At 55.3% G+C, this 13,566-nt stretch carries 9 protein-coding genes and 1 pseudogene; 4 read left to right on the forward strand and 6 right to left on the reverse strand.

What is annotated here, in order from left to right; genetic code table 11:
* Positions 1-295, forward strand: a pseudogene (locus tag EX31_RS10450) (IS110 family transposase); the annotation flags it as partial.
* Here the strand turns inward: EX31_RS10450 and EX31_RS10455 are convergent.
* From EX31_RS10455 to EX31_RS10465, 3 genes are all read right to left on the reverse strand, one after another.
* On the reverse strand, positions 281-3,697 hold the full coding sequence (locus tag EX31_RS10455) for a two-partner secretion domain-containing protein (RefSeq protein ID WP_231576047.1): 3,417 nt from the start codon (positions 3,695-3,697) through the stop codon (positions 281-283). The pseudogene EX31_RS10450 and the gene EX31_RS10455 overlap by 15 nt on opposite strands.
* A 36-nt stretch (positions 3,698-3,733) precedes the next feature.
* Complete coding sequence (locus tag EX31_RS10460) at positions 3,734-5,356, reverse strand: ShlB/FhaC/HecB family hemolysin secretion/activation protein (protein ID WP_037034644.1); 1,623 nt, start codon at positions 5,354-5,356, stop codon at positions 3,734-3,736.
* Positions 5,357-5,866: 510 nt separating this feature from the next.
* Positions 5,867-6,631 carry a DUF481 domain-containing protein gene (locus tag EX31_RS10465; protein ID WP_013575345.1) on the reverse strand — a complete coding sequence of 255 codons (765 nt, stop codon included), beginning with the start codon at positions 6,629-6,631 and terminating at the stop codon, positions 5,867-5,869.
* Positions 6,632-7,098: 467 nt separating this feature from the next.
* Between EX31_RS10465 and nadE the strand changes: the two genes are divergently transcribed.
* Both nadE and EX31_RS10475 read left to right on the forward strand, forming a co-directional pair.
* Positions 7,099-7,929: an ammonia-dependent NAD(+) synthetase gene (gene nadE / locus EX31_RS10470; protein ID WP_037034647.1), complete on the forward strand. Its 831-nt coding sequence runs from the start codon at positions 7,099-7,101 to the stop codon at positions 7,927-7,929.
* Positions 7,930-8,079: 150 nt separating this feature from the next.
* Positions 8,080-9,276, forward strand: coding sequence for a multidrug effflux MFS transporter (locus EX31_RS10475; RefSeq protein WP_037034912.1), 1,197 nt, complete (start codon positions 8,080-8,082; stop codon positions 9,274-9,276).
* A gap of 8 nt (positions 9,277-9,284) precedes the next feature.
* Here the strand turns inward: EX31_RS10475 and dadX are convergent, their stop codons facing one another.
* The 3 genes from dadX to ydfZ form a co-directional block, all read right to left on the reverse strand.
* Positions 9,285-10,358: a catabolic alanine racemase DadX gene (dadX, locus tag EX31_RS10480; protein WP_037034650.1), complete on the reverse strand. Its 1,074-nt coding sequence runs from the start codon at positions 10,356-10,358 to the stop codon at positions 9,285-9,287.
* Between the two features lie 72 nt (positions 10,359-10,430).
* Complete coding sequence (locus tag EX31_RS10485) at positions 10,431-11,732, reverse strand: D-amino acid dehydrogenase (RefSeq protein ID WP_037034652.1); 1,302 nt, start codon at positions 11,730-11,732, stop codon at positions 10,431-10,433.
* A gap of 480 nt (positions 11,733-12,212) precedes the next feature.
* Entirely contained in the window at positions 12,213-12,431 is a 219-nt protein-coding gene (ydfZ, locus tag EX31_RS10490) for a putative selenium delivery protein YdfZ (protein ID WP_013575338.1), read from the reverse strand.
* A gap of 240 nt (positions 12,432-12,671) precedes the next feature.
* On the opposite strand from ydfZ, the gene EX31_RS10495 reads away from it, so the two are divergent.
* On the forward strand, positions 12,672-13,502 hold the full coding sequence (locus EX31_RS10495; RefSeq protein WP_037034655.1) for an alpha/beta fold hydrolase: 831 nt from the start codon (positions 12,672-12,674) through the stop codon (positions 13,500-13,502).
* The last annotated feature ends 64 nt before the right edge of the window (positions 13,503-13,566 follow it).

The following is a 13,566-nucleotide window of genomic DNA, read 5'->3' on the forward strand; positions in this document are numbered from 1 at the left end:
GGTGACAGAACGAAGTGGCCAGAAATCCTGGGTTCACTGGCGATGGCAATGTGCGAAGTTCGTCAGGCAGACCTTTGTTGAATGGGCTGCCAAGACGGTTAACTCATCATACTGGGCCAAATTGTATTATCAGGGGCAGCGAGAAAAGGGAAAATCTCATCAATCCGCGATCCGGGCTCTGGCATTCAAATGGCTAAGGATCATTTACCGCTGCTGGAAGACCAGAACCCGCTATGACGAAGCGAAATATTTGCTGGCACTGGAAGAGCGAAAATCGCCCTTACTGATGCCGTAAAAAACTTGTCGAATGTCTCAGGGCGTGAAGCTGGCCGTTGTTGGTCACAACCGGTGCCGTCACGGTCAGGCCATTACCCGCCGATATCACGCCGGTGCCCTGATTGGTCAGACTGCCGGTAACATTCACGCCGACGTTACCGCCGGAGATATTGCCCTGATTGACCAGCGTCTGGCCTTCCAGCGTCATCTGGTTCTGCGCAGACAGGCTGCCTTGCTGCTGCAAGGTACCGGCTTTCACATGCAGGCCGTCGTCGGCGGTGATGGCACCGCTGTTGGTCAGCGAGGTGGCCGTGATATCCACATTGTCCGCGCCCAGCGCCGCGCCGTTGGTCAGCGTACCGGCCTGCACCGTCAGCGTGCCCGGTGTCACCAGTTTCCCGGCCAGATCGGCTTTTTCAGACGCACTGATCCCCAGCGCGTTTTTGCCCTGCGTCTGCGAGCCGTTGCCGGTAGTGAGCTGTTGCGTGGTCAGCGCCGCGTTGCCATCTGCGGAGAGAAAACCCTTTAAGTTCGCAGTATCCGCATTGAGGTTCACATCGCCCTGGCTGGACTGTACCGATCCGGCGCGGGTGGTCAGCGCGGTGGCGTTAAGTGTTGCACCCTGCGTGCCGGTCAGCGTGCCACCCAGATCTGCCTGGGCGGTGTTGAGTGTCAGCTGACCATCGGCCAGTAAGGTTGCCGCATCACCGTTGGTCACGCCGTCCCGCGCGTTCAGTATGATGTCGCCGCGGGTGCCGGTCAGCCCCTGATTATTGAACTGACTGAGGGTCAGCGTCTGGTCACCGCCGGACTGCGCCGTGCCGTTGTTATTGAAGGTATCGCCGTCAAGCTGCTGCGTGCCGAGGGACTGCAGCAGGCCGTTATTGGTCAGGGTGCCGAAGCTGAACTGACCGTTGCGGTTGGCGGCCAGCGTGCCGCCGTTGCTGAAATCGTGCGAGGTGAAGTTCAGGTCACGCCCGGCAATCAGGCTGCCGGACCACTGCCCGCCGCTGGCAATCGTGGCCTGCACGTCATTTTGCGCCGAGGTTTTACCACCCTGTGCGGCATTAAGCTGGTCAGCGTTAATCGAAAGAGTATTGCCCGCGCTGGTGGTGCCGTCGAGCTGCTGCTGCGCGGCAGATAACTGCATATCTCCCGTGGAGGCCAGCGAACCGGTGCCGGTCACCTGCAATGTGCCGCCACCGGCTTGCAACGTGTTGCCGTCGAGCGCACCGGCCAGCGTGGCGCTGCCGGTTGCCGTCAGGGATAAATCTTTATCGCTGTGAACGGCCCCCTGCGCCCCGACGGACAGATCCGTAGCGTTCAGGCCGACGTTGCCGGAGGTCGACAACTGGCCGCCAAGCGTCTGCTGCGCGGCAGTAAACTGAATATCGCCGAGGCTGGTGATCAGCGAATTTTTCCCGGCGTTCAGGGAAGTGCTGTTGAGCGTCAGGCCATTTTTGCCGGTCAGCGTGCCGTCCACGTTCATCTGACCGCCGCCGATGTTCAGCCGGTCACCGGCAAACAGCGAGCCTTGTTCGCCCACGGTCATCTGGTCAGCAACCTGCAACCCCAGCCCCTGCTGCGAACCGATCAGCCCCTGATTGCTGAGGGTGCTGGCGGTAATATCTTGTTCGCCGCCGGACTGCATTTTGCCGCTGTTGTCCAGCTCTGTGGCGTTCAGAGTCTGTGTGCCCTGCGCCTGGATCAGGCCGCCGTTGGTCAGTTTTTGCGTGGTGAGCTGCGTGTTGCCGCTGGCGGCCAGCGTGCCGTTGTTGGTCATGTCGCCCGCACTGACGCCCAGATTACCGCCCGCCGTCAGGCTGCCGTTCCACACACCGTTATTGCCCGCATTGGCCTGCACATTCCCGACGGCGTAAAGCTTAGCGCTGCTGGCCGAACTCAGTGAGCCGCTGCTGAGCTGCAGGTTTTGTCCGGCACGGACGTTACCGCCGAGCATCGCACTGCCCTGCACGCCGATATCCGCATCATTACCGGACTGAATCTGCGACCCTGCGAGGGTGGAAAGCTGTCCGAAACGCCCGGTCAGCTGATTGTCGCTCGACAGCAATCCGCCAAGCTGCGTCTCTCCGGCGGTGAGGGTCAGGGCACCGCTGGCCTGCACCACCCCGCTGTTATCCAGCGTTGTCGCCTGAAGATCTTGCGTCCCCTGTGCCTGCAGCGTGCCGGTATTGGTCAGCCGCTGCGTGGTGATACGGGCGTTACCGTTTGCGGCGATCAGCCCGTTATTGGTCAGATCCCCGGCGTTCAGTTGGAGATCTTTCCCCGCCGTCAGCTTGCCCTGCCACTGGCTGTCATTACCGGCGGTAGCATGAATATTGCCTGCCGCAGACACCTGCGCGGTATTACCTGAATTGAGCTGGTCAGCGGCCAGCGTCATATTGCCGCCGCTGGTCACCTGACTCCCCTGAACGGCCAGTTCCCCCTGGCTGTTGAGCGCCATATCGCCGCCCGACTGCTGGGTACCGTTAAGGGCGATGGCCTGCGCATTCGCCGTCAGCTTGCCGGCGGCGGTCGCATTACTCAGCGTCAGCCTGCCGCTGGCATCAATCTGCATATCGCCGACCGAGGCGTTCAGGTTGCCGAGGTTGACCCCGACGCCCTTGTCGCTGGAAACCAGATGAATGCGGTTGGCGTACATACCGCCGAGTGCGCCGGTGTCAATCGCCACAGACGGTACGCCTGTGCCGGATATCGGCGTGGCATTGCCCTGCGCATCGACGTGATTGGCACCTAAGGTGACGTTAAGGTCTCTGGCATACAGCCCGGCGTTAATCTGCGCGGCGCGGGAAATCAGCGAGAAAGAATCGCTCGTGCGGGCGTCCAGGCCCTGACCTTCAACGGTGATCGCGCCCTGCGTGACGTCGAGGGATTGCAGCGAACCGTCCGCGTTCAGCACCGGCCTGCCGGTGGTCAGCGTGGCGTTCGGGGTATTGAGGAAGCCGCAGCCGTTACAGGTGATGCCGTAGGGGTTGGCGACCATGACGTTCGCGGCTTTACCGGCGACTTCCATGTAGCCGTTAAGCTGTGAAGGGTTCGACGACACCACTTCGTTAATGATGCCCTTCGCTTCCTGACCTGCCGTAAGATTGGGGTTGTTCTGGATCAGCCCGCCCAACTGAGTCTGGGTCAGTTTGCCGGTGGCGTTGTTGAGAATGAGGCCCTGCTGGCCGACGTTGAAATCGTTATATTTGTTATGCGAAATCCCGGCCTGATTCGGGGTGGCGATATTCACCACCGGCACGCCGTTGCCCGCCTGATCGGTTCGGGTGTTGCCTTCGGCTACCGTGATACCGGCGGCAAATGCGGGCATCACCGGTTGCCAGACCAGCCAGCCCATCAGCCCGTACGCCAGCGCTTTACGCCATAACGCGACCGGTTGCTCTTTGATCGATTTCATCGCCGAATTCCTTCTCTCTTATGCAGAGGTACAACGCTAAAGTGCAAAACCGATACGGTAGTAGACCGTGACGCGATCCGGTGCCAGTGAGTCCGGATAGCTCAGCGGCCAGCCGACGGTAAACTGGCTGGAGAAATGTGCGTTACTGCTCGATAAACCCACCGACCCGCCCCATAAGGTGCCGGACGCATTGGTGTCGTGATTGCTGCGTTGCAGGTAGCCGCCGTCGAGGGCCGTTACGCTGCTGATTTGTCCGAGCCCCGGCATGGCGAACAGTTGAGTGTCCAGCTCATTACGCCAGTAGCCGCCGTTGTCGCCGGAGAGGTATTGCTCTTTGAACCCCCGCACCGAGCTTTCACCGCCGAGTGTGAGGCGTTCGCTGCCGTAAAGACGGTCATCGCCCCACTGACCGTAGGCGCTGGTCAGCCAGGTAATGCGTTGGGTGACAGGCCGGTAATAGCTGGTGGACAGCGTCCATTTAGAGAACTCCGCGCGCGGGGCATCCGGATTTTTATCTTCATCGCTTTCGCCGCCAAACCACGGCACACCACGGCTGAACGCCGGATTGAGCGTGGCGTATCCGCCCCAGAGTTTCTGGCTGTGATTGATGCCTGCGGTCCAGCTGGTCAGGCTGCGGGTGCTGCTTTCCAGCGGGGCATCGTTGAGATAATTTCGGTTGAGGCGGTGCGTCAGCCCGAGGCTGGCGGCGGTTTTCATGTCGCCGTTGCGAAACAGTACGCGGGAAAGGGTGAAGCGGTGTGCCTGGCTGTCGCCGGTGGAGCGCCACAGATAGCCCTGCGATTCAATGGTGCTGAGGTAGTCGCTGTAGCTGTAATTGTAATCGAACAGCCAGTAGCCGTAAGGCAGATTAACGCCCGCCTGCACGCTTTTCGCGTCGTGGTCGCTTGCGCCGTCGCTGCTGCGTGACGCACTGACAAACCACTGATCCGCCAGCCCGAGCAGGTTATTGCCCGTCAGCGCGCCGCTGACCTGTCCGGTGCCGGTGCTTTTCTGCCCTGAGTTATCAAAACCGGCGCTGGCCTGCAGGGGAAACTCAGGCTTTGAGGTGAGGTTGACGATGGAGTATCCCGGCTGGCTGCCGGGCTGGATTTCAATCTGTACCGGCGTTTTGCGCAGCCGGTTAATCTGCTCCATCCCCTGTTCGATATCACGCAAATTAAGGATATTGCCGGTCAGCCCCGGAAACGCCATCGCCAGCATTGCGCCGCGCTGGTTTTCCATTTTGATGGCTTCCAGCTTGCCTTCCATCACCGTCAGACTGAGCGCGCCGGAAGACAAATCCTGTTCAGTGAGAAACGCGCGGCTGGTGATATAGCCCTGGCCGATATACCAGTCGGAGACCTGTTTCACCAGGGCATTAATCTGGCCAATGCCGAGGCACTGTTGCAGATAGGGTTGGGTCAGTTTTTGCCGGATGCGCGCGGGCATATGGTCTGCGCCGCTGAGGGTAACTTCGTGAATATCAAAGCACGGGCCGCCGGGTTGCGCTGGGGTTTGCGGTGCGGGGGCGACTGACGTGCTGCGCTCCAGTTCCTGACGCTGCTGCTGGTTCTGCTGCAGAAGTTGCCGCTGCTGTTGTTCGATACTGCCGCGGTCGGCGGGGCTGAGCGGCGCGGCCTGCGCGGTGAGGGAAAACATTCCGGTAAGTACCAGCAGGCAGGAAACTCGCCACCGCAGGGAAAGACACGCGCACGCCGAAACAGTGCGGGCTAATGGTGTAAGAAAGCTTATGATTTCCATATCCGGTGTTTTCTATCGCCAGAACCGCTTTCCTGTACGCCTCAAAAACACAGCATCAGAAGTGGCTATGGCATTGATTTAAGATTAAACATTCGGTTTCTATCGGCAGGGATAAGATTTACTTTAGGTTTTTTTTAAGTTTATAAAAAAAATTCTGCAAGAAGCATAGCGCGAAACATAAGAAATCATGGTTTATAGGGGTATTCATCCGGTTACCCCTGCCTGCGCCGTTTGTGGCCTTCAGGGATATTTTCTTCTGGCTTACAAGCAGGATACAGGGAATATAATTGAGAGGCTTAATAGCCATCCGCTTATTTAAAATTCAGTGCAAGATGCTGGTAAAAATAACCCATAAAAAAAGCCAGAGGATTTCTCCTCCGGCTTTTCTGCATAATTTCCCGGGGGAAATTACAGACCGTACACCAGGTTTACAGACGTCACGGTGTCGGTTTTATCCGGCGCACTGGCTGGTGGTTTGGTGTTATAGGTTACGTCATACGCCACTTTCAACGAGAAGTGGGAGTTGATCGCAACGGTCAGCGCGGTTTCTGAGTTCAGCGTAGTTTCGTCGTTCGCTAATACAGAAACCCCCTGCGTGAAACGCGCAGTGTCGCTGATCTGGTAACCGTAAGTGCCTGAAGCGTAAGCCAGCGCACGAGTGGTGTTACCGCCCTGTTCGAATTCATCATGACGAACACCAGGACCTGCTTCCAGGTTCAGCGTATGAACCGGGCCGCTCCAGATCTGACGACCATAACCGACAGCGCCCACAGTCCGCGAACGGTAACCGTTATAACGGTCGCTCAGCCAGCTCCCCTGACCGAAAATATAGTTCGCGTTGTCAAGGTTATAACGCGTACGGGCACCGGCCTGATACTTCTCGGATGAACGCACACCGGAAGAAGAGGTGTTACGCGCAGAACCCCACAGGCTGTTAGCCGTGTTGGTATCAAACCAGGTCATGGTGGTATCAGCATTCAGCGTGGAGTTGCTGGTGTTACCGGTTTGCGCACTGTAACCCGCCTGAATATTGCCCTCGAACGGCTTTTTCGCCTGAGCCGGATCATCTAACGCGGTGAAGATGGTGGTGTCTGCAAGGCTTGAAATACTGAACAGCGCTGCACCGCAGACTACGGCACAAGCTGGTAAACGACGTACAACCCGAAAAAACATTTTGTTTCCCCAATAAGACTTAAGGCAAATAACGAGACTGGAACCACACGATTTATGCCATTAATTAGGATCCGTTAATCAAGCCTGGCAACTCCATTTCGATGGCATATGCATACAAATATTTCTACCGCAACAAATATAACGCACTCAGCCCGGAATATCTTAATAAAGCGGCTTTTTTGGATAGTTCCGAGTGACATATATTTCCGGCAATAGAAACATACAAAATCATTACCCTTTCTTGCATTGATTTCTTATTTCAATGAGGAATGGAAATGGTTCATTACGCGCCACACTTTACGTCTTCCTGCCACTTTGGTTCGAAATATTGCGAGCCGGCAGCGTACAGATTTCCGCCTAACTCGTCGCTGAATCTTGTCCTTTTGAGCGATGCGGGGTAGTTTTGTCCTGATAACGTCTTATTTTTGCCTCGGGTTCCTCGAAGGCAGCCTTCAGGAGGAGTGGTCATGGCTTTACAACAAGAGATTATTCAGGCTCTGCACGTCAAACCCCACATCGATGCCGCACAGGAAGTTCGTGTCAGCGTCGATTTTCTCAAAAGTTATCTGCTGGCCCACCCGTTCATCAAGACACTGGTTCTGGGTATCAGCGGCGGGCAAGATTCTACTCTTACCGGCAAACTTTGCCAAACAGCAATTAGCGAATTACGCGCACAAACAAATGATAGCGCTTACCAGTTCATTGCGGTGCGCTTGCCATATGGCGTGCAAGCTGATGAATCGGACTGCCAGGATGCCATTGCGTTCATCCAGCCAGATCAGGTTCTGACCGTTAATATCAAGAATGCCGTCCTGGCAAGCGAAGCGACCTTACGTGAAATCGGTATTGAACTGAGCGATTTCATTAAAGGCAACGAAAAGGCCCGCGAGCGCATGAAAGCGCAGTACAGCATCGCCGGGATGAAAAAAGGCGTGGTGGTCGGGACTGATCATGCTGCCGAAGCCGTGACCGGTTTCTTCACTAAATACGGTGATGGCGGCACGGACATTAACCCGATTTTCCGTCTGAACAAGCGTCAGGGAAAAGCCCTGCTCAAAGAATTGGGTTGCCCGGAACATCTCTATACGAAAGTCCCGACCGCTGACCTTGAAGACAACCGCCCTGCCTTGCCAGATGAAGCTGCGCTCGGCGTGACTTACGAACTGATCGACGACTATCTGGAAGGCAAGAAAATCGACGATAAATATGCCACCATCATTGAGGGCTGGTACCTGCGCACTGAACATAAACGTCAGCCGCCGGTCACGGTGTTTGATGATTTCTGGAAGAAAAAATAAGTCTTTCGTCACCGCTTAGATCACGGGCACCTGCGGGTGTCCGTTTTTATTCACAGTGCCCGCCGCTCTGATTATCACAAGCTTCTTTCCATTCATTAACGAAATCATTACCCTTAGCGTCCTTTCGGATGACTGACAGTGATGTTTTCAATGCAAAAATTCCTTTTCCTGCTGCTGAGCATGGTGCTGCTTGGCCCTTTAGGTATTGATTTGTACCTGCCCGCCATTCCCGCCATCGCGCTCGGTTTACAGAGCACCGAGGCGGTCATTCAGTCCTCGATTTCATTATTTATTCTGGTGATGGGGCTGGGACAACTGGTGGCCGGTCCGCTGGTGGATAAATTTGGTCGTCGCCCGATCGCCATTATCGGCGTCATGGTGTATCTGGCAGGGGCGATAGTTGCCGCGACCTCCGTAACACCGTGGATGTTTTTATTATCCCGCGTCATTCAGGGACTGGCGGTGTGCTGCACTTCCGTGGTGATTTTCAGCGGCGTACGCGACCGGATGAGTGGCAACGATGCCGCCCGTGCATATGGTTTCCTCAATGGCACGCTGAATATCATTCCGGCACTGGCACCGCTGATCGGCGGCCTGATCGCGCAATATTATGGCTGGCGTGCGCCGTTCTGGGCATTAACCGGTTATACACTGGCTGTCTTACTGCTGGTTATATTCAAACTGCCTGAGACTCGCCCTGCTGATACGCAGACCAACACCGGCCTGCCATTCCGTCAGTACGCCCGCATTTTATTCAATGCGCGTTTCATTACTTTTGCTCTGGTGAATGCAGGTGCAATGGGTATGGCGCTGACCTATGTCTCGCTGGCGCCGACCGTTTTGATGAACACTGCCGGGCTGACGCCACTGCAGTTTTCACTGGTATTCGGCGCAAACGGATTCTGGATCATGGGAATGAGCTTTATCGCCAACCGGATTATCCGCAAAGTGGGGCGTCCGGTATGTCTGAAAACAGGCGGCATCCTGATGTTTATTGGCTGCCTCGGGCTAATCGCTGGGATCACGCTGGTTCCGCCTGCGGAACAAACAGCAACCTGGCTGTATATGGTACCAGTCGCCAGCGCCTGTGCCGGTCTGGCTTTCCTGATGGGCCCTGCCACCAGTTATGCGCTGGAACCGTTCTCCGGTGAAGCAGGCGTGGCTTCGGCACTGGCAGGTTCGGTGCAAATGGCGGGCGGTGCACTACTTGGTTTTATCGCGATGGCATTACCGTTGCAGCCTAAGCTGAGTCTGTCGCTGGTGATGCTGGCAGGAGGATGTCTGGCGATGCTGGCTCGACGCGCCAGCAAAAAATCGACGGGCCAGCTGACCCGCCTGGGACAGTAATACGTTTTTTAACCGATTGTCGACACCGGTACGCGGGGTGCCAGCGCACTCAGCAGTTCGTAACCCAGCGTACCCGCCGCTGTTGCCACGTCATCCACCGGTAAATTATTCCCCCACAATTCAACCGGCGCACCCATCTGCGCCTGCGGGCATGGCGTTAAATCCACAGCCAGCATATCCATTGAAACCGTGCCCGTCGTCGTCGTTCGCACGCCGTCTACCCAAACCGGTGTACCGGAAGGCGCATGGCGCGGATATCCGTCCGCATAGCCACAGGCCACCACGCCGATACGCTGAGGACGAGTTACACTGTAACGCCCGCCGTAACCCACGCGCGCACCGGCTTTAAGTTCCTGTACGGCAATCAGCTCACTTTTAAGCGTCATGACCGGTTGCAGACCGGTATGCGCAATATCTTTCCACTCACCGCTTGGCGACGCGCCATAGATAATAATTCCCGGACGGATCCAGTCATGATGTGTATGCGGATGCCACAGCGTCGCAGCGGAATTGGCCAGACATCGCGGGCCGCGAATGTTTTGCCCGGCGAGGTTAATCACACTCATCTGCGCATCGACACCTTCCACACTGTCAGCGGTGGCGAAATGGCTCATCAGCGTGATTTCCCCCACCTGCTTCAGCTCGCGTAACTGCTGCCAGACAGCACCGGCGCGCTCAGGCGCAAAACCCAGGCGGTTCATGCCACTGTTTACTTTCAGGTAGATACAGACCGGCAGGCTGACGCTGGCCTGCGCAAGGGCTTTTATCTGCCATTCGCTGTGTACGGCCGTGGTCAGGCGATATTTATCAACAATAGCCAGATCCTCGGCGGTAAAAAAACCTTCAAGCAGTAATATCGGTCCCTGCCAGCCGGACTCACGCAGTAAAATCGCCTCATTGAAATCAAGTAAAGCGAAACCGTCAGTGGCGGATAAACTGCGCCAGATACGGGATATACCGTGGCCGTAGCCGTTGGCTTTCACCACCGTCCAGACTTTACTGTTGGGGGCAAAACCACGAATGATGTTCAGGTTTTGAGTTAACGCAGACTGAGACAATGTGGCTGAAATCGGGCGAGGCATACCAGCTCCGGCAATAAGCAAAGTAAAAACCATGCGGCATCAAACCCCGCATGGGATCGGATTACAGCAGGTTCAGCCTACCGGATGCATTTTGTGCGGGCCAGCCGGACGGGCAATGAAATCCGGGCTGTAACGCTCAACCGAGAGATCATCGGATGGGATCGCAGGCGTCACGCCGGACATAATGTCCGAGAGCAACTGCCCGGAGCCGCAGGCCATCGTCCAGCCCAGCGTGCCGTGGCCGGTATTGAGATACAAATTCTTAATGCGCGTACGCCCGACAATCGGCGTGCCATCCGGCGTCATCGGACGCAACCCCGTCCAGAACGTGGCCTGTTCGACGTTGCCGCCGTTCGGATAGAGATCTTTGACCACCATTTCCAGCGTTTCGCGGCGCGCCTGCGCCAGCTTCAGGTTGAAGCCGACAATCTCCGCCATACCGCCGACGCGGATGCGGTCATCAAAACGGGTGATAGCAATTTTATAGGTTTCATCCAGTACGGTAGACACCGGCGCAGAAGCCGGATCAGTAATCGGAATCGTCAGGGAATAGCCTTTCAGCGGATAAACCGGAATGGAGACCAGATCACGCAGCAACGCTGTGGAATACGATCCGAATGCCACCACGTATGCATCCGCCCTGACGACCTCATTGCCACACTGCACGCCAGTGATTTCGCCATTTTCAATATGCAGCTTATCCACCGTGCGGTTAAATTCGAAGATAACTCCCGCCTGACGCGCCATGTCTGCCAGCTTGCGGGTAAACATCTGGCAGTCGCCGGTTTCATCATTGGGTAAACGCAGGCCGCCGGTCAGTTTGTGCGCAACCTGAGCCAGCGCAGGTTCTGCAGTCGCCAGCTGGCTGGATTCGAGCAACTGATACGGCACACCGGCGTCTTCCAGCACCGCAATGTCTTTGGCTGCGCTTTCAAACTGCTGCGCGGTGCGGAAAAGCTGCAACGTGCCGCCCTGCCGTCCCTCGTACTGAATGCCGGTATCTTCGCGTAACGCTTTCATGCAGTCACGGCTGTATTCCGCCAGACGCACCATGCGGCTTTTGTTGGTCTGATAGTGGTCCATGTTGCAGTTACGCAGCATTTGCCACATCCATTTAAGCTGGAACTGTGTTCCGTCGAGGCGAATCGCCAGAGGCGCGTGCTTCTGGAACATCCATTTGACGGCTTTGACCGGAACCCCCGGAGCCGCCCACGGCGCAGCATAGCCCGGTGAGATCTGTCCTGCATTACCCGCACTGGTTTCTTCTGCCGGGCCGGACTGGCGGTCAATAACCGTCACCTGATGACCCGCTTTAGCCAGATACCATGCACTGGCGACACCGACCACACCACTGCCTAAAATCACCACACGCATATCGACTCCACTCCACGACAAAACAAAGCATAATATTCTGATGACAGGAAATTAACCTGACTGAGAAAAATCACCAACACAGGCACTCACAACCGTGAGGTCTTTCACATTTATTTATCGTTCATGACAGCATTTATTTCAATAGCCAGAAATAAATAACGATATTCCGCAACATTCCGGCCATGCGGCAAGAAATTTATGGCGTAATGACAGCATTGATTGCATTGATGTCACAAGACTCCCGACGCTTCAGGGTCAGTTTTGTTGCAGGTTTTTATTCTTGTATACAAGCCGTGCATCAGCACAAAACACCACAAACAAACAGGCATGTGATATTCCCTCACGCTGCGCGGAGAATTGACGTTCAGGTTGAACGGGGATTTATAAAACGAGGCAAAGCGGAGGTGGCTGCGTAAAACATTAAGGCCACTATTCATAGTGGCCTTATATTGCGGGAATTTACCGGCGTAACAGAAAAAATCAGGCAGACGTCGTTTCCAGTCTCATCAGAGAGACAGGTTTAAACAGGCCCGTCTGCCCTTCCAGTTGTACGCAACTTTCGCGGCGAATTTCTTCCGGTGAACTCGATTTCACCCTGAACGCGGTAATTTTGCCGGTAACGCCCGTTTCGGCATCCATTACACGAACGCCCTGGCCGATACGATTTCTATATCTATCATAAGTAAAGGTATTTACCATTTTCTTGACCTCCTAAAGCATCAATAACAAACAATAGCGGGTTAATGCTATACCCGTAAAAATTAAGTTTCAATATATAAACCCTGCTAAGTATCCGGTTAAATTTCATATCCTGTCCCGCCACGTTGCCATTTTAAAAATGTGACTCATATCGCAACGACGCAATTACTGACCTACACTTCAATCGGTTTCTGTTTTGCACCGTTCATTTCAGCAATTTTCAGCAATAAGGAGTCGATTGTGAATAACTCAAACTTTCTGAAGCTTAAAGATGGTACACAACTTTTTTATAAGGATTGGGGCAGCGGGCAGCCGGTGGTTTTTAGCCACGGCTGGCCCCTGTCGTCGGATGCTTTTGAAGATCAGATGCTGTTTCTGGCAGAACATGGTTATCGCGTTATTGCCCACGACCGCCGCGGACACGGGCGTTCTTCTCATTCATGGGAAGGCAATAATATGGACCAGTACGGAGATGACATGGCCGAACTGACGGCTTATCTGGATCTCAAAGACGCGATACACGTCGGGCACTCTACCGGCGGCGGCGAAGTTGCCCGTTATATTGGCAGGCACGGCACCTCACGGGTGGCAAAAGCGGTGTTAATTGGTGCAGTGCCACCGATTATGATCAAAACAGATTTCAATCCCGGAGGATTACCTCTTTCTGTTTTCGATGGTATCCGTGGCGGTGTGACAAAAGATCGTTCCCAATTTTTCCTGGACTTGCCCGACGCATTTTATGGTTTCAACCGCCCCGGTGCTGAGGTGTCAGAAGGTTTACGCCAAAGTTTCTGGCTCCAGGGTATGCAGGGTTCAATAAAAGCACTTTATGATTGTGTTAAAGCGTTTTCTGAAACCGATCAGCGCGAAGACCTGAAGAAGATGACGATCCCGACGTTGGTGATTTACGGTGATGATGACCAGATTGTGCCACCCGCTTCCTCCAGCGAAGCTGCGCTTAAGTTGTTGCCAAATGGCAAAGGTAAGGTTTATGCGGGCGCATCTCATGGTCTGTGCAGCACCCACAAGAATCAGATAAATCAGGATTTGTTAGAATTTATCCGCAGTTAATCCCCCGCTGTTTGCGCCTGTCTCCTGATATTGTTCGCCCAAAGCCAGACTGTGCGCGGCTTTG

The sequence above is a fragment of the Rahnella sp. WP5 genome (assembly GCF_000745615.1).
GTDB lineage: Bacteria > Pseudomonadota > Gammaproteobacteria > Enterobacterales > Enterobacteriaceae > Rahnella > Rahnella aceris.

Excerpts from the sequence above, each read along its gene's own strand:
- EX31_RS10455 (WP_231576047.1), bottom strand. The coding sequence starts at position 3,697 with ATGAAATCGATCAAAGAGCAACCGGTCGCGTTATGGCGTAAAGCGCTG.
- EX31_RS10460 (WP_037034644.1), bottom strand. The coding sequence starts at position 5,356 with ATGTTTTCCCTCACCGCGCAGGCCGCGCCGCTCAGCCCCGCCGACCGC.
- EX31_RS10465 (WP_013575345.1), bottom strand. The coding sequence starts at position 6,631 with ATGTTTTTTCGGGTTGTACGTCGTTTACCAGCTTGTGCCGTAGTCTGC.
- nadE (WP_037034647.1), top strand. The coding sequence starts at position 7,099 with ATGGCTTTACAACAAGAGATTATTCAGGCTCTGCACGTCAAACCCCAC.
- EX31_RS10475 (WP_037034912.1), top strand. The coding sequence starts at position 8,080 with ATGCAAAAATTCCTTTTCCTGCTGCTGAGCATGGTGCTGCTTGGCCCT.
- dadX (WP_037034650.1), bottom strand. The coding sequence starts at position 10,358 with ATGCCTCGCCCGATTTCAGCCACATTGTCTCAGTCTGCGTTAACTCAA.
- EX31_RS10485 (WP_037034652.1), bottom strand. The coding sequence starts at position 11,732 with ATGCGTGTGGTGATTTTAGGCAGTGGTGTGGTCGGTGTCGCCAGTGCA.
- ydfZ (WP_013575338.1), bottom strand. The coding sequence starts at position 12,431 with ATGGTAAATACCTTTACTTATGATAGATATAGAAATCGTATCGGCCAG.